This is a genomic window from uncultured Sphingomonas sp. (assembly GCF_964243315.1).
In the GTDB taxonomy this organism is placed as follows: domain Bacteria; phylum Pseudomonadota; class Alphaproteobacteria; order Sphingomonadales; family Sphingomonadaceae; genus Sphingomonas.
Map to the genome: position 1 here is coordinate 1 of NZ_CAXTEM010000047.1, position 23,936 is coordinate 23,936.

At 67.3% G+C, this 23,936-nt stretch carries 23 protein-coding genes; 5 read left to right on the forward strand and 18 right to left on the reverse strand.

What is annotated here, in order from left to right; all coding sequences use genetic code 11:
- Together ACFE77_RS12435 and ACFE77_RS12440 are read left to right on the forward strand one after the other, a co-directional pair.
- The coding region (locus ACFE77_RS12435; RefSeq protein WP_375421959.1) for a citrate/2-methylcitrate synthase at positions 1-795 on the forward strand (795 nt) is incomplete at its 5' end.
- Positions 795-992: a hypothetical protein gene (locus tag ACFE77_RS12440; protein ID WP_375421960.1), complete on the forward strand. Its 198-nt coding sequence runs from the start codon at positions 795-797 to the stop codon at positions 990-992. The genes ACFE77_RS12435 and ACFE77_RS12440, both read left to right, overlap by 1 nt.
- Here ACFE77_RS12440 and ACFE77_RS12445 read toward each other — a convergent pair.
- The 4 genes from ACFE77_RS12445 to ACFE77_RS12460 form a co-directional block, all read right to left on the reverse strand.
- Entirely contained in the window at positions 942-2,312 is a 1,371-nt protein-coding gene (locus tag ACFE77_RS12445) for a sensor histidine kinase (protein WP_375421961.1), read from the reverse strand. The two genes, ACFE77_RS12440 and ACFE77_RS12445, sit on opposite strands and share 51 nt — an antisense overlap.
- On the reverse strand, positions 2,309-3,403 hold the full coding sequence (locus tag ACFE77_RS12450; RefSeq protein ID WP_375421962.1) for a hypothetical protein: 1,095 nt from the start codon (positions 3,401-3,403) through the stop codon (positions 2,309-2,311). The genes ACFE77_RS12445 and ACFE77_RS12450 overlap by 4 nt, the downstream gene beginning before the upstream one ends.
- A gap of 34 nt (positions 3,404-3,437) precedes the next feature.
- The gene (locus ACFE77_RS12455; protein ID WP_375421963.1) at positions 3,438-4,568 is read right to left on the reverse strand and encodes a hypothetical protein; all 1,131 of its coding nucleotides are present in this window, start codon (positions 4,566-4,568) and stop codon (positions 3,438-3,440) included.
- A 110-nt stretch (positions 4,569-4,678) separates the two neighbouring features.
- Positions 4,679-4,972, reverse strand: coding sequence for an Hpt domain-containing protein (locus ACFE77_RS12460; RefSeq protein ID WP_375421964.1), 294 nt, complete (start codon positions 4,970-4,972; stop codon positions 4,679-4,681).
- Positions 4,973-5,069: 97 nt separating this feature from the next.
- On the opposite strand from ACFE77_RS12460, the gene ACFE77_RS12465 reads away from it, so the two are divergent.
- Complete coding sequence (locus ACFE77_RS12465; protein ID WP_375421965.1) at positions 5,070-7,370, forward strand: hypothetical protein; 2,301 nt, start codon at positions 5,070-5,072, stop codon at positions 7,368-7,370.
- A 494-nt stretch (positions 7,371-7,864) separates the two neighbouring features.
- Here ACFE77_RS12465 and ACFE77_RS12470 read toward each other — a convergent pair whose 3' ends face one another.
- From ACFE77_RS12470 to ACFE77_RS12480, 3 genes are read right to left on the reverse strand one after another with little or no spacing between them, the layout of a single operon-like run.
- Positions 7,865-8,533: a GntR family transcriptional regulator gene (locus ACFE77_RS12470; RefSeq protein ID WP_375421966.1), complete on the reverse strand. Its 669-nt coding sequence runs from the start codon at positions 8,531-8,533 to the stop codon at positions 7,865-7,867.
- Between the two features lie 34 nt (positions 8,534-8,567).
- A complete protein-coding gene (locus tag ACFE77_RS12475) occupies positions 8,568-9,578 on the reverse strand; it encodes a 4-hydroxyproline epimerase (RefSeq protein WP_375421967.1) in 1,011 nt (336 codons plus the stop codon).
- A gap of 13 nt (positions 9,579-9,591) precedes the next feature.
- A complete protein-coding gene (locus ACFE77_RS12480; RefSeq protein WP_375421968.1) occupies positions 9,592-10,521 on the reverse strand; it encodes a dihydrodipicolinate synthase family protein in 930 nt (309 codons plus the stop codon).
- Between the two features lie 87 nt (positions 10,522-10,608).
- Between ACFE77_RS12480 and ACFE77_RS12485 the strand changes: the two genes are divergently transcribed.
- Both ACFE77_RS12485 and ACFE77_RS12490 read left to right on the forward strand, forming a co-directional pair.
- Entirely contained in the window at positions 10,609-11,820 is a 1,212-nt protein-coding gene (locus tag ACFE77_RS12485; RefSeq protein ID WP_375421969.1) for an NAD(P)/FAD-dependent oxidoreductase, read from the forward strand.
- Positions 11,821-11,830: 10 nt separating this feature from the next.
- Positions 11,831-13,012 carry a M24 family metallopeptidase gene (locus ACFE77_RS12490; protein ID WP_375421970.1) on the forward strand — a complete coding sequence of 394 codons (1,182 nt, stop codon included), beginning with the start codon at positions 11,831-11,833 and terminating at the stop codon, positions 13,010-13,012.
- A 116-nt stretch (positions 13,013-13,128) separates the two neighbouring features.
- Here the strand turns inward: ACFE77_RS12490 and ACFE77_RS12495 are convergent, their stop codons facing one another.
- The 11 genes from ACFE77_RS12495 to ACFE77_RS12545 form a co-directional block, all read right to left on the reverse strand.
- On the reverse strand, positions 13,129-13,404 hold the full coding sequence (locus ACFE77_RS12495) for a DUF1467 family protein (protein WP_375421971.1): 276 nt from the start codon (positions 13,402-13,404) through the stop codon (positions 13,129-13,131).
- A gap of 4 nt (positions 13,405-13,408) precedes the next feature.
- The gene (locus ACFE77_RS12500) at positions 13,409-15,052 is read right to left on the reverse strand and encodes a ribonuclease J (protein ID WP_375421972.1); all 1,644 of its coding nucleotides are present in this window, start codon (positions 15,050-15,052) and stop codon (positions 13,409-13,411) included.
- Between the two features lie 51 nt (positions 15,053-15,103).
- A complete protein-coding gene (locus tag ACFE77_RS12505; protein WP_375421973.1) occupies positions 15,104-15,883 on the reverse strand; it encodes a type III pantothenate kinase in 780 nt (259 codons plus the stop codon).
- Positions 15,884-15,897: 14 nt separating this feature from the next.
- Positions 15,898-16,599 (reverse strand): biotin--[acetyl-CoA-carboxylase] ligase, encoded by a 702-nt coding sequence (locus ACFE77_RS12510; protein ID WP_375421981.1) that lies wholly within the window; start codon positions 16,597-16,599, stop codon positions 15,898-15,900.
- Positions 16,600-16,601: 2 nt separating this feature from the next.
- A complete protein-coding gene (gene nuoN / locus ACFE77_RS12515) occupies positions 16,602-18,047 on the reverse strand; it encodes an NADH-quinone oxidoreductase subunit NuoN (protein ID WP_375421974.1) in 1,446 nt (481 codons plus the stop codon).
- Positions 18,044-19,615: an NADH-quinone oxidoreductase subunit M gene (locus ACFE77_RS12520; protein ID WP_375421975.1), complete on the reverse strand. Its 1,572-nt coding sequence runs from the start codon at positions 19,613-19,615 to the stop codon at positions 18,044-18,046. Before ACFE77_RS12520 ends, nuoN begins: the two co-directional genes overlap by 4 nt.
- A gap of 7 nt (positions 19,616-19,622) precedes the next feature.
- Complete coding sequence (gene nuoL, locus ACFE77_RS12525) at positions 19,623-21,746, reverse strand: NADH-quinone oxidoreductase subunit L (RefSeq protein ID WP_375421976.1); 2,124 nt, start codon at positions 21,744-21,746, stop codon at positions 19,623-19,625.
- A 5-nt stretch (positions 21,747-21,751) separates the two neighbouring features.
- Positions 21,752-22,057: an NADH-quinone oxidoreductase subunit NuoK gene (gene nuoK, locus ACFE77_RS12530; protein WP_375421977.1), complete on the reverse strand. Its 306-nt coding sequence runs from the start codon at positions 22,055-22,057 to the stop codon at positions 21,752-21,754.
- On the reverse strand, positions 22,054-22,677 hold the full coding sequence (locus ACFE77_RS12535; RefSeq protein WP_375421978.1) for an NADH-quinone oxidoreductase subunit J: 624 nt from the start codon (positions 22,675-22,677) through the stop codon (positions 22,054-22,056). Before ACFE77_RS12535 ends, nuoK begins: the two co-directional genes overlap by 4 nt.
- A gap of 60 nt (positions 22,678-22,737) precedes the next feature.
- Positions 22,738-23,223 (reverse strand): NADH-quinone oxidoreductase subunit NuoI, encoded by a 486-nt coding sequence (gene nuoI, locus ACFE77_RS12540; RefSeq protein WP_375421979.1) that lies wholly within the window; start codon positions 23,221-23,223, stop codon positions 22,738-22,740.
- A partial coding sequence (locus tag ACFE77_RS12545; protein ID WP_375421980.1) for an NADH-quinone oxidoreductase subunit H occupies positions 23,220-23,936 on the reverse strand: 717 nt, incomplete at its 5' end. The genes ACFE77_RS12545 and nuoI, both read right to left, overlap by 4 nt.

Consider the following 23,936-nt stretch of genomic DNA (forward strand, 5'->3'; position numbering starts at 1 on the left):
CTGATCGCCAAGATGCCGACGATCGCGGCGATGGCGTACAAGTACAGCGTCGGGCAGCCCTTCCTCTACCCCGACAACTCCCTCAGCTACACCGGCAATTTCTTGCGTATGACCTTCGGCGTGCCGGCGGAGCCCTATGTGGTGAACCCGATCGTCGAGAAGGCGATGGACCGGATCTTCATCCTCCACGCCGATCACGAACAGAATGCGTCGACCTCGACCGTCCGGCTCGCCGGCTCGTCGGGCGCCAACCCGTTCGCGTGCATCGCGGCCGGCATCGCCTGCCTGTGGGGGCCCGCGCATGGCGGCGCGAACGAGGCCGCGCTCAACATGCTCCGCGAGATCGGCACCCCCGATCGCATTCCGGAATTCATCGCGCGTGCCAAGGACAAGAACGATCCGTTCCGCCTGATGGGCTTCGGCCACCGCGTCTACAAGAACTACGATCCCCGCGCGACCGTGATGCAGCAAACCGTACGCGAAGTGCTCGGCGCGTTGAACGTCACCGATCCGGTGTTCGACGTCGCGATCCAGCTCGAGGAAATGGCGCTGAGCGATCCCTATTTCGTCGAGAAGAAGCTGTTCCCGAACGTGGATTTCTATTCGGGCGTGATCCTGTCCGCGATCGGCTTCCCGACCTCGATGTTCACGGTGCTGTTCGCGCTCGCGCGCACCGTCGGCTGGGTCGCGCAGTGGAACGAGATGATCACCGATCCCGACCAGAAGATCGGCCGGCCGCGCCAGCTCTACAGCGGCCCGACTGAACGCCCCTATGTGCGGGTCGGCCAGCGCTGATGATCATGCGCCGGATCCTGGTCGGTGTCGGCATCCTCATGACGCTCATGGGGGTGCTGTGGATCGGCCAGGGTCTCGGCTACATTCATTGGCCGGCTTCGAGCTTCATGCTCGATCAGCGACCCTGGGCGGATCGCGGCGCCGTGTTAGCCGTGCTCGGCCTTGTGCTGATCCTCGTCGCTCGACGCCTTCGGTAGCACCAGCATGAACCGCGCGCCTTCGCCCGGCGCGCTTTCCACCGTCAGGTCGCCGCCCATCGCTCGCGCCAGCCGTCGCGCGATATAGAGCCCCAGGCCGTTGCCGCCCGGCTCCGCGGGATCGACACGCTCGAACTTCTCGAAGATCCGCGCTTGATCGTCGGGCGCGATGCCCTTGCCCTGATCGTCGACGATCGCGATGGCCCCCGTCGGGCCGACCGCGGCGGTGACCGTGATGATCGAACCCGGCATCGCATAGCGAACCGCGTTGCCGATCAAGTTGACCATGATCTGCAACGCGCGCCGGAAATCGCCCGCCGCCGGCACCACCAGATCGGCCACCGGCCGCGCGATCACCACCTCGGCATTGGCGGCCCGCACCGCAAGCAGCCCGGCCGCCCGCCGCGCCACATCTGCCAGGTCGATCGGTTCGGCACGCAGCGCGAAATCCGCGCCCTCGATCGCCTGAAGATCGACGAGGTCGTCGACCAGCTCGAGCAGGTGTCGCCCGGCATTGGCTATGTCCGCGGCATAATCGATATAGTCTTGCTGGACCGGGCCGTCGGCGGCGGCGTTGATGCTGTCCGCATTGGCGATGATCCGCGACAGCGGTGCGCGGAGCACCTTGTCGAGCCCACTGGTGAAGAGCGGCGTCAGCGTTTGCGGCGTCTCATCGACGAATTCGGCGACCGGGCACGCCACCCCGGTGAAACCGGCGAAGCCGATGTCCGCGCCGCGGCGCAGCTCGGCTGACACGGTGACGCTCTGTCCGTTCGTGCGGATCCGCGCCGGCTGATCGACGAACGCGCGGCGCCGTGCGATCGCCTCCAGGATCGGCAGTGCTCCGTCCGCGGTCTCGTCGAAGCTCAGCAGGATCGTCAGCGGCTTGCCCAGCAGCGCCGCGATGTCGGCATCTGCGGCGCCCGCCAGATGCGTGAGCCGCAGCGACGCGTCGGTTTCCCACCGCAGCGCGTCGGCGGGGACACCATAGTCCGCGATCTCGGGCGCGAACGACCGGTGCGGCCGCTGCCACCCGGTCACCGCCAGCCGGACGCGATCGATCTCGGGCTGCGCTCGCACCCACAGGTCCAGCGCACCTTCGCGGTTGGCGACGACCACCCCGCGCGAGACGACGATGCCCAGCCGCCGCGCGAGCCGGGCGATCGTCGCCAGCTGCGGCACCGCGACCGCTCGGCCGATCGATCCGCCCGCGCGATTGTTGAGTTGCGCAATCGCCGGATCGGCGCTGACGAGGCGACCGTCATGGTCGACCATCGCGACCGCGACCACCGCCTCACGGACCGGATCCGCCTCGATCATGCGAACGGCACGTCGGCAAGATCCGCGAGCGCGCGCCGCAAATCGGGGTGCGCCGCAAGCGGGGCCAGCGCCGCCTGGGCGACTTCCGGCTCAGTCGCGGCGATCTCGTCGAGCCGATCGGCAAAAGCCTCGACGTCGCGCACCGGGTCCGCGTCCGCCAGCGACAAGCCGATCCGCGCGATCGCCGCACGGTCGAGCTGCACCGCCCGCAACGCCAGCCATAAATGCGATCCGTCCGGGTCGAGCACGATTCGCCGCATCTGCGTGTAATCGAGCCCGATCGCGCGCGCGAGCACCGCGATGAACAGCACCAGTGTCTGGTCACCGAGGATGTCGACCAGCAGCGTCGGCACCTCGCTCGGCCGCGCGTCGACCGCGATCGCCAGCCGCGTCGCGAGCGACTCCAGCCGATCGCCCTCGTCGTGCGCGGCAAGGCTGCGCAACGCTGCTTCCTCGATCGCGCGATCGACCAGCGCATTGTCGCCGGCGCTCTCGCGGATCGCTGCGGCGGTCCACCAAACCAGGCGGTGGTGATTGTCAGCCGATAGCTCGGTGCCTGCGGCAACGCCGAGATCGTTTGCCGCGCGACGCCGGCTCTGCGCCGCGAGCAACGCGCTCGCCGCGGTGGCGACGACGCCGTCGCCGACATCGGTCAGTCGCACGACGACACTCGGTTGATCCGGCTCCGACACCGCGGTCGGCAGCGCTTCGGCGAGCAGATCCTGCCGAACCCGCCCGATCAGCTCCTCCATCAGCGATCGATTGCGCAGCACCCGCGAGGCGAGCAGCCGGTCCAGCGCCTGCCCCTGCGCCGCGATCAGCGCGTCGGCCGCCCCGTCTTCGGCCCAACCGCCCAGTACCCGCGCCGCGTGCCGCCGGATGTCGCCTTCGATCGCACCGATGATCGCGCCGAGCACCGTGGCGAGCGTCAGCCGCGTCCGATCGTCGAGCCGCGCATCGTCGGGCCGGAAGAAATCGTCGATCGTCGCCGACAGCCGCAGCGCGTCTCGCCGTATGCCGATGCGCGCCCGCTGCGCCGCCTCGGCTGCGGTGGGGCGCGACGGATCGCGCTGATCAGGGGTGATCGACATGCCGCCGATCTAGCGTCTCGTCGTTAAAACGACGCTAAGGCTGACGCACCAACCGTTCGATCGCCGCCCCTAAAGTCGCTGCCGCATAGCCGGCCACCGCGACCAGACCGGTCGCCGGCAGCCCGACGATCACACCGATCAGCAGCACGAAGGGATAGGCCGGCGGCGTTGCCCACCAAGCGGGGGTCGTTGCGGGCCGCGCGCGCTCGACCATCCCGGCCAGGACCAGCGCCGCCACCGCGACCGCGATCGCACCATGATCCGCCGACGCGACGCTCTCGCGATACCCGAAGATCAGCACCGCCAGCGCCGGCAGTGCCCGCGCCGCCCACCGGACCGCGCGCAAGCTCGCCGGCTCGTCGCGCAGATCGGCGAGCAGCCCGGCGATCGACAATCCGACGCCTGCGAGGACGGTGCCGGCAAGACCGATCACTGATTGATCGAACCAGATCGCGAGCAAGGACGCGATCGCCAACAGCGTCACCACCGCGATGACGGCCGCTGCCGGGATCGCGCGTCGCACCAGCGGCGCCATCGCGAGCCGGGCCAGCGGATTGACCACCCAGCGATCGAACCAGCCACGCCGCGCCGAGACCAGCGTACGAAGCGCTGTGCTGCTGCGCGTCTCCATCAGCCCGGCGGCATGCTCGATCCCGTGTCCCTGCCGGATCATCTGGTGCGGCAGCACGACATGCGCCGCGCCGGCCTGCGACGCGAGCCGCAGCAGCGTCGACTGAACATCGTAATCCCGCGGCATTTCGGCGAGTTCGGCGAGGCGCTGCGGCGCCAAATGTGCGATTCCCGCCCACAGCATCCCGCCGCCGACGCGCTCGAAGCCCGACCTGTCCTGGTCGTCGGGCACCACCAGCAGCGTGTCGCGCATGTCGTCCGCCGCCATCGCCGCTACCGTCGCCGCGCTGGCGGTCAGACCATCGGCGAGCATCACCACCTTGGCGAGCGGATGCAGCTTCTCCGCGGCTTCGGCGGCGGATCGGACCGTATCGACCGCGACCCCACGCCGCCCGATCCGGCTCAACGCTCCAAGCAGCTCTGGGCTGAGACGCGCCGCGATCACCACGATCTGCGACGCCCCCGCCGCGATCAGCAACCGCGCCTGGAACTCGACGAGAGTCAGCCCGCCGAACGGCAGGGTTGCGGTAAGCACCCCCGGCCGGTCGTCAGCGTCCTGTAATGCCAGAAGAAGCCCTGCGAGCATCGCAGCGCTGTTACGGCGTGCCGCCGATGATGCAACCCTATGAGAAAGGCTGGCCGGCGTTACAGCCGTTCGATCGCCCGCTTCAGCTTGGCGAGCGTCGTCGGATCGCGCGGCGTCGCGCCTACGGCGTCGGTCGCCAGCGCCATCAACCGAATCGCGCCGAAGCTGGCGGCGAGCCCCTTCAGCCGCCACGCCGCGGCTTTCCAGCTTTCGACCGTCTCGGCTTCGGTCATCAGCGTGTAGGCGCGCTCGGCGCTCTCCACGAAGGCCAGTCGCAGCTCCGCGATCAGGCCGGGCTCGTCGCCCACCGCCGCAGCCAAAGTCGCATCTATCGCACCGGGGTCGTAAGCCATCGTACTTCATTAGCGCTCGGTACTTAACGAAGTGTTTCGCTATTCGCTTTGCCCGGACCGGATTCATGATAAACATCGCCGCTGTACGGGGGGTTCTATGATCGTCGATTTTCGGGCTGACACGGGCAAGGGCACGCTTCCGCCTTTGCCGCCACCGCCCCCGATCGGCAGCGACGGCCTCGACGCGCCGGTGATCGAGGTCACCGATCTCTACGAGCTCGACCAGGAGGAAGAACTCGTGCCGCTCGGCGGCGGCTGGTTGCTGCCCGCGCTCGCGATCGTGCTGGCGCTCGCCTGGATCGGCGCGATGTTGTGGCTCGCACGCGATGCGATCCCGACGCTGGGCCCCGTCGCCGTCGTGCAGTTCGTCGCCGCGCTCGCGGTGCCGCCGATGTTCGTCGGGATAGTGTGGCTCCTCGCCAAGCGCACCAGCCGCGCCGAGGCCCGCCGCTTCGCCGCCACCGCGCGGGCGATGCGCGCCGAGGCAGCGAGCCTCGATCGCACCGTCGCGCTCCTGTCGCGCACAATCGACGCCAATCGCCGCCAACTAGCCGACCAAGTCGATACGCTGCTCGCGATCGGCGACACCGCCAACGACCGCCTCGCCTCGATCGGGCAGCGCCTCGCCGCGGACATCGGCCAGGCAGACAGCCATGCCCTCAACCTCGCCGACGCCGCGTCGGGCGTCCAATCCAGCCTCGGCGTGCTCCTCGCCTCGCTGCCCCGCGCGCATGCCGAAACCACGGAAGTCGGCAAGCTGCTCGAAACTACCGGCCTGTCCGCCAGTCAGCACGCCGCCGCCCTCGACGCGCAGCTGGTCGCCCTTGCCGAACGCGGCCGCGAGGCCGACGCGGTCGCGGGCGGCGCGGCGCAGAAGCTCGCCGCGCACATCATCCGCATGGAGGCGACCAGCGAGACCGCGGGCGCCCGCCTCGAATCCGTCACCGCCGAAATGTCGACAGCGGTCGATGCGCTGCTCGGCCGCACCGCAGATGCGGTCGACGAAGCCCGCAAGGGCATCGCCGCACAGGGCGACGCGATGCTGGCGATGATCGGCGCGCATCAGGCGACGCTGGAGAGCACCGCACGCGAAAGCGCCGACTCGCTCGCGCACCGCATCGCCTCGGTCGACGACGTCATCGACCGGGTTACCGCTCGGCTCGAACAGCATCGCGCCGTTGGCGAGGACCTCGTCGCCGGGCTCGGCGCGGGCCTGTCGACCGTCGAGGATCAGCTCGATCGCCTGCATACGCAGGGCGTCGATCGGTCGCAGATGCTCGCCGCATCGATCAGTGCGCTCGGCGGCTCCGCCGACGCGATGACCGAAGCGTTGAAGGCGGGCGAGACGATGGCGACGCGGACGATCGGCACGACCGAAAGCCTCCTGATCGCGCTCGACGCCGCCGCGCGCGAGATCGACGAGACCCTGCCCGAGGCGCTCAGCCGGCTCGACCGCCGGATCGAGGCGACCCACAGCATCGTCGTCCAGGCCAAGCCCGAACTGCTCGCGCTGGTCACCGCGGCGGAAAGTACCCACGATGCGATCGAGTCGATCGCCGGGGTTATCGCCGACCAGCGCCGCACGCTCGACACCCTGTCGGCGATGCTGCTCCAGACTCTGACCGACGGCCGCACCCGTGCCGACGATCTCGGCGCCATGATCGACGAGACGATCGCGCGCACCAATCGCTTCGCAGAGGAAGCCGCCCCGCGCCTGATCGATCTCCTCCTCCGCGTCCGCGACACCGCCGCCGTCGCCGCGGAAAAGGCGCGCGAGACGCTCGCGACGGTCATCCCCGAAGCCGTCGACGCGCTGGAAAGCGCCAGCGTCGACGCGATGCGCCGCGCCACCGCGGACACGGTCGAACGCCAGGTCCGCGCGATCGGCGATGCCAGCGACAATGCCGTCGAGGCCGCCACCCGTGCTACCGAGCGCCTGTCGCACCAGGTCCAGGCGATCCTAGATCAAACCGCGATCGTCGAGACGCGGATCGAGGACGCTCGCACCGAACGCGAGGAAGCCGATCGCGACACCTTCGCGCGCCGCGTGTCGCTGCTGATCGAATCGCTCAACTCCGCCTCGATCGACATCACCAAGGCGTTCGCGCCCGAGGTCTCTGACAGCGCCTGGGCGGCATATCTGAAGGGCGACCGCGGCGTCTTCACCCGCCGCGCAGTCCGCATCCTCGACCCGAGCGACGCCCGCGAGATCGCACGGCTGTACGACGACGACGGGCCGTTCCGCGAATCCGTCAACCGCTACATTCACGATTTCGAGGGCATGCTCCGCACCATCCTCGCGCAACGCGATGGCACCCCACTGGGCGTGACCCTGCTGTCGTCCGACATGGGCAAGCTCTACGTCGCCCTTGCACAGGCCATCGAACGGCTGCGCTAGAGGTCGTGCAACCACGGCGGCACTATAGTCCGCATCGATCGCAGAAGATCGGCGACGCGTTTCATGAGGTTGGAACGAGCACTCCCCTCACCTTCGTCATGTTCGCGAAGGCCAGGATCCATAAACTATGCCGCCCGCCTGAGCCGCAACGTTCCTCCACACGACCTGCTAGCCCGAGAGCATCGCATACGAGCTGGCTCCACTTTCAGACCGACTAGGGAGGAGACGCGCGCAGCGAGAAGAAGACTGGTTCACGGGGAGACGCGAAGGGCGCGGAGGTGTTGCGCACCGGGCAGCGTCTCGCATCCGCAGTCGCCTGTATGTCAGGAGCAGCGTTGCTGCTCGAAAGGCCAGCGTCGAGCGCAACACCTTCGCGTCCTCCGCGCCTCCGCGCGAACAGAAATCTTCTATGTCATGGCAGTGGTGCTGCCCTGCCGCTCCACGGCGCCGACGAAAGGCATACCCGGCACCCCTCCCCCGCCCCAAACCCCAGCTCACCCGTCGACCGAAGCGAACTCCGCGCGCAGGTCGTTCAACGTCCCGTCGATGTGCCGGTACAACAGCCCCTCAAGCGCCCCAGCATCGCGCGCTATCCAGGCGTCGATGATATGGCGATGCTCGAGATGCGCCCGCGCGTCGCGGCCCGCCGGCTCGAGATGCTTGATCACGTACCGCTCCGCCAGGATCGCCAGCCGCTCGACTAGCTGCGTCGTCAGCAGCCGCCCGCCGGGGATCACCAGCGCGACATGAAAATCGCGGTTACGTACCGCCACCTCAGCGAGATTGGTATTCGCCGCCTTGTCGAGCGCATCGAATGCCGCCACCGCCGCCGTCCGCTCCTCGTCGGTCGCGTGCTGCGACGCCCGTGCCGCCGCAGCGGGCTCGATCGCAAGACGCAGCGCGTAGATGTCGTCGACCTGGTCCGCGGACATCGGCCGTACAGTGTACCCGCGGTTCGCCTGGCTGACGAGCAGCCCCTCCTGCTCGAGCCGGCCGAGCGCCTCGCGCAGCGGGATCTTGCTGACGCCGAGTTCCATGGCGATCGCGTCCTGCCGGATCGGCGAGTTGTCGGGCAGGTTCCCGGTGACGATCCGCTCGCGCAGGATCGAGAAGACCTGATCGGACAGCGTTCGGACGACGATGCTCTGGGAGACGGTCACCATGTTGTACTCCGCAGCGACGGAGCGGGTCGCACCATCATTGTACGGCAAATCCTTCCCAGAAGGTATCGGTGCGATCAATCCATATCGTGTTGAAGCCGGTTGCGATCGCCGACCCCTCGACAGACGGCACGATGGCGGGCACATCGCCCAACATCGTCCCGCTTTTGACCCGCCCGACGAAGCGGCTGCCGATATAGCTGTCGTGGACGAAGCGGTCGCCGGGCGCGAGCACGCCCCGATCCGCCAGATGCGCCAGCCGCGCCGAAGTGCCGGTGCCGCACGGACTGCGATCGATCGCGCCCTCGCCATAGAACACCGCATTGCGCCCGTCCGCCGCTCCCCCGACGCCGTCGGCGCGCGGCGCGTCCGCCCACAACACATGACTTACCCCGCGGATCGTCGCGTCCAGCGGATGCACCGGCTCCACCGCCGCCCGCACTGCCGCGCGGACTCGGCGTCCCATTCCGATCAGCCAGTCCGCGCCGACCATGTCGAGCCCAGGATAACCACCCTGCGGCTCGACGATCGCGTAGTAATTGCCGCCATACGCGACATCGACGGTCAGCGCCCCCAGCCCCTCGACCTCGATCCTCACGCCCTTCGCGGCGACATAGGCGGGCACGTTGGTGATCCGCACCGACGTCACCCGGTCGCCTGCAGTCTCGTAGGCGGTGTCGATGATCCCCGCCGGCACCTCGACCCTGAGACGCCCCGGGGTCGCCGGCTCGATCAGCCCATGTTCGAGCCCGAAGGTGACGATGCCGATCGTGCCATGCCCGCACATCGGCAGGCAGCCCGACGTCTCGATGAACAGGATGCCGATGTCCGCATCCGGCGTCGTCGGCGGATAGAGGAAGCCCCCCGACATCATCGCATGACCGCGCGGCTCGAAGCACAGCCCGGTGCGGATCCAGGCGAATCGCGCGAGGAAATCCTGCCGCCGCTCCGACATCGACGCGCCCTTCAGCAGCGGCGCACCGCCGACGACAAGTCGCACCGGGTTGCCCGCGGTATGACCGTCGATGCAGAAGAAGGTGTGACGCACTCCGGACGGCCGCTCAGGCCGCTGCGCCGATCGGCACCGGCGCCGCGGTCAGCACCGGCCGGGTCGCCGCCGCGCGTTCGACCATCGCGATCACCTCCGCCCGTCGCGCGCCGATCAGCGGGTAGCGCGGCGGCAGCACCCGTTCGGATCCGCGGCCCATCACTTGTTCGGCCAGCTTGATGGACTGCACCAGATCATGCTCGGCGTCGAGGTGGAGCAGCGGCATGAACCACCGATAGATCTCCCGCGCCTTGTCGTGATCGCCGCGCCGCGTTGCGCGGATCATCTCCACCGATTCGCGCGGGAACGCATTGGTCAGGCCCGACACCCACCCCCGCGCGCCGAGATACATCGCCTCGAGCACCACGTCGTCCAGCCCCGCGAACAGCACGAACCGATCGCCGAAGCCGTTGCGCAGGTCGGTGAAGCGCCGGGTATCGGGCGCGGATTCCTTGATCGCGACGATGTTAGGGGTGTCGACCAGCATCACCAGCACGTCGAGGTCGATCGCGGTGCGATAGGCCGGTGGATTGTTGTAGAGCATGATCGGCAGGCCCGTGGCCGCCGCCACGCCGTTGAAATGCGCCGCGAGTTCGTGCGCCTTGGGCACATAGACCATCGGCGGCAGCAGCATCAGCCCGTCGGCACCCGCCGTCTCCGCGGCTTGCGCCCAGCCGATCGCCCGGCGTGTGTCGTATTCCGACACCCCAGTCACCACCGGCACCCGCCCATCGACCACCTCGACGATCGCGCTCAACACCGCCAGCTTCTCGTCAGCGGTCAGCGAGTTGTTCTCCCCTACGGTGCCGAGTGCGATCACCCCGTCCACCCCGTCGCGGATCAGTTCGTCGACGACGCGCTGGGTATCGGCAAGGTCGATCGTCAGGTCGTCGCGGATCTGGGTCGTCACTGCCGGAAATACACCGCGCCAATCGATCGTCATTCGCTACACCCGCCTTGTTTCCTCAAATCGTATACAATAACGTACCCTCATGAGCAACATGGAAACTCGGCGGCGGGTGTCGCGGCGATGACGGTTGCCGTGATCGGCGGCGGCATCGTCGGCCGTTCGATCGCGCTGAGCCTGGCGCGGCGCGGCGAGGGCGTGACGCTGGTCGATGCAGCGACCGATCGATCGGCAGCATCCTGGGGCAATGCCGGGCACATCGCCACCGACCAGGTGGCACCGCTCGCCTCGCCCGCGATGCTGCGCAGCGCGCCGCGGCGGCTGTTCGCGCGTGGTGGCGCGCTCGATTTGCCGCTGCGGCAATTGCCGGCGTGGCTGCCGTTCGCGGTTCGGTCGATTGCCGCCTCAACTCCTGCTCGGTTCGCCGCGGGATCGACGGCCTTGGGCGCCCTGCTTGCAGATGCCATGCCGGCATGGCGACGGCTCGCCACCGCCTTGAAAACGCCTACTCTGCTCCGCGAGGACGGTCATTACGTCACATGGCCCACCCAAACTCTCGCCGCGGCAGGACGAGCCGCATGGTCCGCAGCCGATACCGGCACCGCGCGGTACGTCGACGCCGATGAGCATCAGCTCGACCAGCTTCGCGCCATGTCGCCGCGCATCGCCGATGCGATCCGCTTCGATGGCACCGGGCAGATCGCTGACCTCGGCGCGCTGGCGACCGCGCTCGACCACGCTCTAGCCGCCGCGCGCGTAACAGTGGTGCAGCAACCGGCGACGCTGGAACGGCACAGCGATCGCATGGCGATCTCCGGCATCGCGGCCGATCGCATCGTCATCGCCGCCGGGATCGGCTCCCGTTCCCTGATGGCGGCGGCGGGGCACCGCGTGCCGCTGATCGCCGAGCGCGGCTATCACATCCGCGGCTCGGCAGAGCGTTGGCCCGCGGACTTGCCGCCCCTGGTGTTCGAGGATCGGTCGATCATCGTCACCCGCTACGCCGACAGCGTCCAGGTTGCGGGGTTCGTCGAGTTCGCGCACGCGTGTGCGCCGCCAGATCCGCGCAAGTGGCAGCGGCTGGAGCGCCACGTCGTCGAGCTGGCGCTGCCGATCGCCGGCCCGTTCCGACGCTGGACGGGCGCGCGGCCCACCTTGCCCGATTACCTGCCCGCGATCGGCCGCTCGACGCGCGCCGCCAATCTGTTCTACGCGTTCGGCCACCAGCATCTCGGGCTCACGCTCGCGCCGGTGACGGGCGAGTTGGTCGCGGCGCTGATCACCGGCGACGCGCCCGTGATCGATCTAGCGCCGTTCGCCGTCGATCGCTTCTGAAAGGGCCCTCATGACCATCGGCACTTCCGACGCCGCCACCGAACTCGCGGCGATCGCGCCACCCTCGACGCGCGTGCCGGCGATCGTCGCCGCCGAATACGCCTCGCGGCTCGACCGCGCACGCGCGCTGACCGCGGCGGCGGGTGCCCGGGCGCTGCTGGTCCATACCGGCGCCAGTCTCCGCTACTTCACCGGCGTGCCGTGGGGCGCGACCGAGCGGATGGTCGCGCTGCTGCTGCCCGTCGCGGGCGAGCCGGTGATGATCTGCCCCCGCTTCGAACGCGGCTCGCTCGAGGCCGATCTGACGATCGCCGCCGAACTGCGATTGTGGGAGGAGGACGAGGATCCGGTCGCGCTGGTCGCCGATGCGGCGCGCGGATGCGGCCCCATCGCGGTCGATCCGCTGATGCCCTTCGCCTGGACCGAGAGACTGCGAGCCACCGGCGCCGCGCTGATCGACGGCACCCCGGTGATCGATGGCTGCCGGATGATCAAATCCGCCGCCGAACTCGCCTGCCTCGCCGAAGCGAAGGCGATGACGCTGGAGGTCCAGCGCCGCGCCGCCGCGATCCTGCGCACCGGCATCGCCGCCAGCGAGGTTACCCGCTTCATCGACGCCGCGCACCACGCGATCGGCGGCGGCGGGTCGTTCTTCTGCGCGGTGCAGTTCGGTCGCGCGACCGCCTTCCCGCACGGCCTGCCCAGCGACCAGCTCCTCGCGGAGGACGAACTGGTGCTGGTCGACACCGGCTGCCGAGTCCACGGCTATCATTCCGACATCACGCGCACCTACGCCTTCGGCACCGTCGCGCAGGAGGTTCACGACATCTGGGACATCGAGCACGCCGCCCAGGCCGCCGCCTTCGCCGCAGCTGCGCCCGGCGTGCCCTGCGCAGCGATCGACGATGCCGCCCGCGCGGTGCTGGTCGGCGCCGGGCTTGGCCCCGATTACCGGCTACCCGGCCTGTCCCACCGCACCGGTCACGGCATCGGCCTGTCGATCCACGAATCGCCAAACCTCGTGCGCGGCGACCGGACGCCGATGGTGCCCGGTATGTGTTTCTCGAACGAGCCGATGATCGTCGTCCCCGGCCGCTTCGGCATCCGCCTGGAAGACCATTTCCACGTCACCGACACCGGCGCCGCGTGGTTCACCGAACCGCAGCCCTCGATCGACCGGCCATTCGGATGAGTGGAAGAGAGCTCTGATCGTCGTCGCCCCGAACCTGATCCCGAGGAAGAGGTAAAGGCAACGCTGCTCCGAGACGCACCGGTCAGCCCCGCAGGAAACAACAGCGAACCCTGCCGCTATTCCGGCCGATGGCTCTTGAAGAGGTTCAGCATCTCGGGCGTCACCCACCCATAGCTGTAGTTCGCCACGAACAACGCGAACAGCAGCGTCGATAGGATCGTCACCCGCACCGCGAGTCGGACGATATCGAACTCGTGCGGCGCGCTTTCCGCCTGGCCGGCAACAACCTCGCCGCCAGCCTCATGCGTCGTCCGCACGCCGAACGGCAGGACTAGGAACACCGTGAAGGACCAGAACAGCACGTAGATCGCGAGGAGCGAGGTCCAGCGCATCGTGTCAGGCCTCGATCATCAGCACATCGACAATCGGCTTCTTGCCGGTCCAGCGCGTCGCGATCTTGCGCACCGCCAGCCGTACGTCCTCGCGCAGCCGATCGCGCTCGCGCTTTCCGCCCGACCGCATCGCTTCCGCAACCGCAGCGACCGCATCCTCGACGAACGCGATCCGGTCTTCCTCGACCGGGATGCCCTGCAACCGCACCTGCGGCGTGCCGATCGCCCGCCCGTCACGCCCGATCGCCACCGCGACCGAGATCTGGCCGTGCAGCGACACCTTGCGGCGCTCGTTGATCGTGGTGCCGTCCGACGGCAGGATCACGTCGCCATCGAGCACCAGCCGCCCGACCTCGGCATTGCCGATCTTCTTGGCTCCGCCGGGCAGCAGCCGCAAGATATCGCCGTCCATCTGCACGATCGTCTGCGGAATACCCTCCGACAACCCGAACCGCGCCTGCTCCATCAGATGCCGCATCTCGCCGTGCACCGGCACCAGCAGCTCCGGGCGGATCCACTTGTACATCTGCGCCAGCTCGGGACGGCCGGGATGCCCGGACACATGGACGTGCGCCTGACGCTCGGTGATCATCTCGACCCCCCGGCCCGCCAGGATGTTCTGGATACGGCCGATCGCGACCTCGTTGCCGGGGATCTGCTTCGACGAGAAGATCACGCTATCGCCAAGCTCGAGCTTCACGGTGTGCGATCCGTCCGCGATCCGCGCCAGCGCCGCGCGGGGCTCGCCCTGCCCGCCGGTCGCGACGATCAGCACCTTGTTGCGCGGCAAGCGCATCGCCGTTTCCGGATCGACCGTCTCAGGGAAGTCCTTCAGGTAACCACACGCGCGCGCGACCTTCAGGATCCGGTCAAGCGATCGCCCGGTGACGCACAGCTTGCGCCCGGTCTCGCGCGCGACCTCGCCCAGCGTCTGCAGCCGCGCCGCGTTGGACGCGAACGTCGTGACCACGACCCGCCCGCGCGCCTTCGCGATCGCTTCGGCCAGCCCGCGACGCACCGTGCTCTCTGAGCCCGAAGCCTCGGCGTTGAAGACGTTGGTCGAATCGCACACCAGCACGTCGATGCCCTTGTCGCCGATCGCGGCGAGCGCCTCTGGGCTGGTCGGCTTGCCGATCACCGGCGTCGCGTCGAGCTTCCAGTCGCCGGTGTGGAACACCCGGCCGGCGGGCGTGTCGATGATCAGCGCGTTGGGCTCGGGAATCGAGTGCGACAGCTCGACGAAGGTGAAGCCGAACGGCCCGAGCTGGAAAGACTTGCCCGGCTGGATCATGTGGAGCTTCACGCGGTTGGCGATCCCCTCCTCTTCCAACTTGCCGCGGATCAGCCCGGTGGTGAAGGGCGTCGCGTAGAGCGGCACGCCGAGATCCTCGGCCAGATACGGCAATGCGCCGATATGATCCTCGTGACCATGCGTCAGCACGATGCCGACGAGATCGTTGATGCGGTCTTCGATGAACGACAGATCGGGAAGGATCACGTCGATGCCCGGATAGCCCGCATCGGCGAAGGTGATGCCGCAATCGACCATCACCCACTTGCCGTTACAGCCATAGAGGTTGACGTTCATGCCGATCTCGCCCGAGCCACCTAGGGCGCAGAAAAGAAGTTCGTTATTCTTCGGGGTCATTCATCGCTTTCAAAAACAGGGGCGCCCGCAGGCCAGATGGGCGCGAGCACGTCAGCCCATATGGGCGCGTTCCCACATCATCGCCAGCCCCTGGATCGTCAGATCGGGTTCGATGACGTCGAACACGTCGGTATTATGCTCGAACAGTGTCGCGAGGCCACCGGTGGCGATCACCTTGGCGGGCCGCGCGATCTCGCGGCGCAGGCGCTCGACCAGCCCCTCGATCATCGCGATATAGCCCCAGTAGATCCCGATATGCATCTGATCGACCGTGTTTCTTCCCACCACGCTGGCGCTGGCGGGCTTCTCGATCGCGATCCTCGGCAGCTTGGCCGCGGCCGTGACCAGCGCGTCGAGCGACAGGTTGATCCCCGGCGCAATGATGCCGCCCTTGTACGCGCCCGAATAATCGCTGACGTCGAATGTCGTCGCGGTGCCGAAGTCGATCACGATGAGATCGCCGCGGTGAAGCGCATGTGCCGCGATCGTGTTGACCGCGCGATCCGCGCCGAGCGACGCAGGCTCGTCGACGTCGATCGCCATGCCCCACTCGACCGGCGCCCTGCCCGCGATCAGCGCTTCGGTCTTGAAATATTTGCTGCTCAGCACCTGAAGGTTGTGCAGCGCGCGCGGCACCACGGTGGCGACGATCACCCCGTCGACCTGCGACCGGTCATATCCTTCGAGCGCGAGCAGCTGGCTCAGCCACACCGCATATTCGTCGGCGGTGCGGCGCGGGTCGGTCGCGATCCGCCAGCGCGCCTTGATCTGCCGGCCGTCCACGAGCGCGAAGACGACGTTGGTATTGCCGGCGTCGATCGCGAGCAGCATGCCGGAACCTTCCATCAGAGCAGGAACACGTCGCCCGCGTGAATGACACGCCGGCTGCCGTCCGCCAAGCGCAGGATGAGCGCCCCGTCACGGTCGAGGCCGTCGAATAGTCCGTCGACGCTGCCGCCATCGGGCGCGGCCGCGCTGAGCGCGGTGCCCGGGGGGTGCGCGCGCTCCAGCCACCGCGCCCGTACCGGCGCGAGCCCCTCCCCGCGCCACCGCCCCAGCCACCGCGCGAAGGTCTCCGCAAGCGTTTCCATGAAGTCGGCAGGGTCCACGACCACGCCATGCGCCGCAAGGCTGGTGGTCCGCCGCTCGGGCAAATCAGGATGATCGGCGAGGTTGACGCCGATCCCGATTACCACAGCGCCGTCGGCCCGTTCGAGCAGGATCCCCGACAGCTTGGCGCCGTCGAGCAGCAGGTCGTTGGGCCATTTCAGCCACAGCCCCTCACGCCGGAGGTACGCCGAAACGCATTCGTCGAGCGAAACCGCGGCGACCAGCGCCAGCGTCGGCGCGGGTGGATCCGACGCTCGCAGGCGTACGATCGTGCTCGCGTAGAGATTGCCCTCGGGCGACACCCAGGACCGGCCGTGACGCCCCCGTCCCGCAAGCTGTCGCTCCGCGCGCAGCCACACGCCCTCTTCGATGCCGGACCGGGCCAGCGCGATCATGTCGGCGTTGGTCGATCCCGTCTCCGCAACGGTGCGGATCACCGTCAGAACAGCGCCCGCGCCGCGGTCATCGCCCACCCGCCGATCAGCGGGATCGCGAGGTAGCCGAGCGGCGAGACGAATGCCGCCGTCAGCACGATCAAGCCGCCCTCAACCTTGCTGTCATTGGCCGCGAAAGCCGCCGCGGGCTCGTCGAAGTACATCGTCTTGACCACGCGCAGGTAATAATAGGCGCCGATCACCGACGCGACGATCCCGACCACCGCGAGCGGGAACAGCCCGGCCGCGACCGCTGCGTCGAACACCGCGAACTTGGCATAGAAGCCGAACAGCGGCGGGATGCCCGCTAGGCTGAACATGAAGATCGCCAGCGCCAGCGCCAGGCCGGGCCGCGTCCGCGACATGCCCGCCAGGCTCGCGACCGTCTCGACCGGCTGCCCGTCGTCGTCGCGCATCTGCAACACCACGAGGAAGCTGCCGAGCGTCATCGCGATGTAGATCGTCATATAGGTCAGCACGCCCGCAACGCCCTCGGGCGTGCCCGCGGCGAGCCCGATCAGCGCGAAGCCGACATTGTTGATCGACGAATAGGCGAGCAGTCGCTTGATGTTCGACTGGCCGATCGCCGCGACCGCGCCTAGCACGATCGACGCCAGCGCCGCGAAGATCACGATCTGGCGCCACTGCTCGACCGCCGGGCCCATCGCCTCGACCGCCACCCGCACCGCCAGCGCGACGCCCGCGACCTTGGGGGCGGAGGCGAAGAAGGCGGTGACCGGCGTCGGCGCGCCTTCGTACACGTCGGGCGTCCACATGTGGAACGGCACCGCAGCGATCTTGAACGCGATGCCCGCGAACACGAACACCAGCCCGAACATCAGCCCCAGCGACCGCGTACCGGTATAGGCGTCGGCTATCCCGTCGAACGTCGTCGTTCCGCTGAACCCGTAGACCAGCGAGATGCCGTACAGCAGGATGCCGCTCGCCAGCGCACCGAGCACGAAATACTTTAGCCCAGCCTCGGCCGACCGCGTGTCGCGGCGCATGAAGCTCGCCAACACGTAGGCCGCGAGGCTCTGCAGCTCGAGCCCGACATAGAGCGTCAGCATGTCGCTTGCCGACACCATCATCGCCATCCCGCACGTCGAAAGCAGGATCAGCACCGGGTATTCCGGCCGCAGATCGTCGCCCGCGGTGCGTTCGAAGAAGCGCGGCGCGAGCACGATCGAGATCGCGGCAGCGATGAAGATCAGCACCTTCGAAAAGGTCGCGAACGCATCCGCACGGTACAGCCCGTCGAACGCGTCACCGCCCGACGATGCCGGACCGATCAACGCGATGCCCGCGCCGGCGATGATCGCGACCGAGGCCCAGGAGATCGCACGGGTCGACGCCTGGCCACCCCAGGCGGCAACCAGCATCAGGATGATCGAGCCGAGGGCGAGCACCGCCTCGGGCAACGTCATGGCGAGATTGGCGGCGTAGTTCATCGATGCGCGCCTTCATGTGCGGCTGGGGCATGTGCGGCTGGGCCGACGGCGGCCGGGCCATGTGCGGCGGCGGGCATGCCGGCGGTTGGGACGCTGTCGCTATGCGGGGTGGCTCGATCGATCCGGGCGAGCAGCGTGCCGACGTCCTTGCGCATCGGCGCCAGGAAGCTCTCGGGGTACACGCCCATCCACAGCACGACCGCCGCGATCGGCGCGAGCAGCCAGATCTCGCGACCCGACATGTCGCTCATCGCGCGGACCTCCTCGCTCTTCACCTCGCCGAACACGACGCGACGATAGAGGAACAGCATATATGCCGCGCCCAGGATGATCCCGGTCGTGCACAGCAGCGCGATCCAGGTCGACACCTGATACGTGCCCATCAGCGACAGGAACTCGCCGACGAACCCACTGGTGCCCGGCAGCCCGATCGATGCCATCGTGAACAGCAGGAAGAAGATCGCATAGCGCGGCATCGTGATCGCCAGCCCGCCGTAGCGGCTGATCTCGCGGGTATGCAGCCGATCGTAGATCACGCCGACGCACAGGAACAACGCGCCCGACACCAGCCCGTGGCTGAGCATCACCAGCATCGCGCCTTCGATGCCCTGCCGATTGAACGCGAACAGGCCGATCGTAACGATCGCCATGTGCGCCACCGACGAATAGGCGATCAGCTTCTTCATGTCCGACTGCACCAGCGCGACCAGCGAGGTGTAGATCACCGCCACCGCCGACAACCCCAGCACCAGCCAGGTCAACTGGCCCGAAGCCTCCGGAAACATCGGCAGCGAAAAACGCAGGAACCCGTAACCGCCGAGCTTCAGCAGCACACCCGCCAGGATCACCGAGCCCGCGGTCGGCGCCTGCACGTGCGCATCGGGCAACCAGGTATGTACCGGCCACATCGGCATCTTCACCGCGAACGACGCGAAGAAGGCAAGCCACAGCCACGTCTGCACCTGCGGCGGGAAGTCGTACGCCATCAGCGCCGGGATGCTCGTCGTGCCCGCCGCGCGCGCCATGTACAGCATCGCGATGAACATCAGCAGCGAGCCGAGCAGCGTATACAGGAAGAACTTGTACGACGCGTAGATCCGGTTCGCCCCGCCCCAGATGCCGATGATCAGGTACATCGGGATCAGGCCGGCTTCGAAGAAGATGTAGAACAGGAACAGATCCTGCGCCGCGAACGTGCCGATCATCAGGACTTCGGTGAACAGGAACGCGGCCATATATTCGGGAACGCGCTCGGTGATCGACCGCCAGCTCGCACCGATGCAGATCGGCATCAGGAACACGCTGAGCATGATCAGCAGCAGCGCGAAGCCGTCGATGCCGAGTGACCAGCCGAACCGACCGAACAGCGGCAGATCGGCATGTTCGACGAATTGCCACTGCGCGCCGTCGATGTCGAAGCTGGTCCACAGCGCGATACCGAGCAGGAAATCGATCAGCGTCGCGCCGAGCGCGAGGCGCTTGGCCATGTCGCCGGAGACGAACAGGCATGCGACCGCGGCCAGTGCGGGCACCAGCAGCATGATCGACAGGATGGGGAAGCCTTGCATCAGCCGATCAACCCGCAATGACCCAGGTGACCGCGGCGGTGAGCCCGATCAGCATGACGAACGCATAGGTATAGACATATCCAGTCTGGAGGCGGCCGGCCGCGCGGGTGCCGACCTGGACCAGCCAGGCCGATCCGTTCGGCCCGAACCGGTCGATCGTCTTCTCGTCTCCGCGGTGCCACAGGAACCGCCCGATCGCGAAGGCGGGTCGGACGAAGATCAGGTCGTACAGCTCGTCGAAATACCATTTGTGGAGCAGGAAATCGTACAGCACGTGGAGCTGCCCCGCGACCGCCTTCGGCACGCCCGGCGACCGGATATAGGCGTACCAGGCGGACACCAGCCCGAGCAGCATCGCGATCGTCGCCGACAATTTGATGATCGTCGGCACCTCGTGCATCTCGTGCATCAGATGTTCGCGGAACGCGAGCGCACCGCGCCAGAAGCGCTCGCCCGATTCCGGCTCGATAAAATAGCCGTGGAACACGAAGCCCGCGAACACCGCGCCGAGCGAAAGCACCAGCAACGGCACCAGCATCGTCAGCGGGCTCTCATGCGGATGATATCCTCCGGTACCGACAGGCAGATCGTCCTGCGACGGTCCATGCGTCGACGGACGATGACCCGCGTCCTCCGCCGCCGGCTCGTCGCCATGCGCGTGATCGGCGTGCGCGTGGGCATGCGCATGATCGTGCGCGTGATCATGGCCGTGATCGCCATGCGCGTCGTGGATCGCATGCTGGATATGCTCCGACGCGGCCCAACGCGGCGTGCCCCAGAAGGTCAGGAACATCAGTCGCCACGAATAGAAGCTCGTCAGCAACGCCACCAGCACCCCGACAAACCAAACGCCCGGCTGCTGCGCGGCCCAGGCCGCCTCGATGATCGCATCCTTGGAATGGAAGCCGGCGAAACCGAACGCGGTGTTGCCGAAGATGCCGGGCAGACCGACGCCGGTGATCGCCAGCGTCCCCATCATCATCGTCCAGAAGGTGATCGGGATGCTTTTTCGTAAGCCCCCGTAATAGCGCATGTCCTGCTCGTGATGCATCGCATGGATCACCGAACCGGCGCCGAGGAACAGCAGCGCCTTGAAGAAGGCGTGCGTGAACAGGTGGAACATCGCCGCGCCGTATGCGCCAACGCCCGCGGCAAAGAACATGTAGCCGAGCTGCGAACACGTCGAATAGGCGATCACGCGCTTGATGTCCGTCTGCACCAGCCCGACCGTCGCCGCGAACAGACACGTCGCCGCGCCGATCGTCGTCACCACCGTCAGCGCCGCCGGGCTCGTCTCGAACATTGGCGACAGGCGGCACACCATGAACACGCCTGCCGTGACCATCGTCGCCGCGTGGATCAGCGCCGACACCGGCGTCGGCCCCTCCATCGCGTCGGGCAGCCAGGTGTGCAGCCCGAGCTGCGCTGACTTGCCCATCGCGCCGACAAACAGCAGCAGACACAGCACCGTCATCGTGTCGAACCGCGCGCCGAGGAAGCCGATCGTCGATCCCGCCATGGTCGGCGCCGCCGCCAGGATTTCGGGGATCGAGACCGTATCGAACACCAGATAGGTGCCGAAAATACCGAGCATGAAGCCGAGATCGCCGACGCGATTGACGACAAACGCCTTGATCGCGGCGGCATTGGCCGACGGCTTCTTGAACCAGAATCCGATCAGCAGATAGCTGGCGAGACCGACGCCTTCCCAGCCGAAGAACATCTGCACGAGGTTGTTCGCGGTCACGAGCATCAGCATCGCGAAGGTGAACAGCGACAGATAGGCGAAGAACCGCGGCTGATCCGGGTCCTCGTCCATATAGCCCCAGCTATACAGATGGACGAGCGCCGACACGCTGGTGATCACCACCAGCATCACCGCGGTCAACGCATCGACCCGCAGCGACCAGGCGACATCGACGCCGCCGCTCTGGATCCAGTTCAGCACCGGGGTCACCGACGCGCTGTTCGCGCCCGACATGAAACCAATGAAGATCGGCCACGACAACGCCGCGCTGGCGAACAGCGCTGCGGTGGTGACGATCTTCGCCGGCACGTTGCCGATCGCGCGATTGCCGAGCCCAGCAACGACCGCCGCGAGCAGCGGCAGGAAAACTATCAGCGAGATCAACCGATCTACCCCTTCATCCGGTTGACGTCGTCGACCGCGATCGTGCCGCGGCCGCGGAAATAGATGACTAGGATCGCGAGCCCGATCGCCGCCTCGCCCGCCGCGACGGTGAGGACGAACATCGCGAACACCTGACCGACCAGGTCATGCAGATAGGCCGAGAAGGCCACCAGGTTGAGGTTCACCGCGAGCAGGATCAGCTCGATCGCCATCAGGATGACGATCAGGTTCTTGCGGTTGAGGAAGATGCCGAGCACCCCCATCGTGAACAGGATCGCCGCGACGACCATATAATGGACCAGACCAATCACAGCTGCATTCCCTCGCCGATCGTCGGGCGCATGTTACGGGTCGCATCCTGCGGCCGGCGCGCGTTCTGGCGCGAGATGTTCTGGCCGCGGACGCCGCCACGCTGGCGATGCGTCAGCACGATCGCACCGATCATAGCGACCAGCAGCACCAGTCCGGCACCTTCGAACACGAACAGATACCGCGTGTAGAGCAGGTTGCCGATCGCCTGGATGTTCGGGATCGCCGCGTCCGCGGCTAAATCCGTCGGCGCGGCACGACGCGCGAGCTGGATCGTGCCCGCACTCCAAGCGCCCAGCCCGATGATGATCTCCGCCGCCAGCGCGACCGCGAGCGCGAGACCCAGCGCGAAATAGCGCGCGATCCCGACCCGCAGCTGCGCGACCTCGATATCGAGCATCATTACCACGAACAGGAACAGCACCGCGACCGCACCGACATAGACGATGACGAGCAGCATCGCGATGAACTCGGCACCGACGAGCACCATCAGCCCCGCCGCGTTGAAGAAGGCGAGGATCAGCCACATCACCGAATGCACCGGGTTGCGCGACGAAATCGTCAGCGCGCCCGATCCGATCACGATCACGGCGAACAGGTAAAAGGCGATGGCCTGGATCATGACGTCCTTCCCGCTCTCGGGGAGGGGCGGATCAAGCTAGAATCGATCATGCGGCGTCGCCTACCGGTACGGCGCATCGGCGGCAAGGTTCGCGCCGATCGACCGCTCCCAGCGATCGCCGTTATCGAGCAGCTTCGCCTTGTCGTAGATCAGTTCCTCGCGCGTCTCGGTCGAGAATTCGTAGTTCGGCCCCTCGACAATCGCATCGACCGGGCACGCTTCGGCACACAGGCCGCAATATATGCACTTGGTCATGTCGATGTCGTAGCGGGTCGTGCGGCGGCTGCCGTCGTCGCGCGGCTCGGCCTCGATCGTGATCGCCAGCGCCGGGCACACCGCCTCGCACAGCTTGCACGCGATGCAGCGTTCCTCGCCGTTGGGATAGCGGCGCAGCGCATGCTCGCCTCGGAACCGCGGGCTGACCGGGTTCTTCTCGAACGGGTAGTTGATCGTCGCCTTGGGCTTGAAGAAATACTTCAGCGTCAGCACGTGCGCCTTCAAGAATTCCCAAAGGGTGAACGACTTGATGATGTGCGCGACGCTCATTGACCAATTCCCACGCGCATGAACATCAGCACGCCCGATACCAAGAAGACCCAGAACAACGACAGCGGCAGGAACACCTTCCACCCGAGCCGCATCAGCTGGTCGTAGCGATAGCGCGGCACCGTCGCCTTCACCCAGCTGAACATGAAGAAGAACACCAGCATCTTGATGAAGAGCCAGATGATCCCCGGCACCGCGTACAGCGGCGCCCAGTCGAACGGCGGCAGCCATCCGCCCCAGAACAACGTCGCGTTCAGTGCGCACATCAGCAGCACGTTGGCATATTCGCCGAGCCAGAACAGCGCGAAGCTCATCGAGCTATATTCGGTCTGATAACCCGCGACGAGTTCGCTCTCCGCCTCGGTTAGGTCGAACGGCGCGCGCTGCGTCTCCGCCAGCGACGAGATGAAGAACATCACCGCCATCGGAAACAGCAGCGGGTTGAACGCGAAGCCGTTGATGAAGCCGTACAGCCCCTGCTGCTTCATCACGATGCCGGACAGGTTGAAGGTGCCCGACCACATCACGATCGAGATCAGGATGAAGCCGATCGCGACTTCGTAGCTGACCATCTGCGCCGCGGCGCGCAGTGCCGAATAGAAGGGGTATTTGGAGTTCGATGCCCAGCCCGACAGGATGATGCCGTAGACGCCCAGCGACGACGCCGCGAGCACGTAGAGCAGCCCGACATTGATGTCGGCGAGCACCACGCC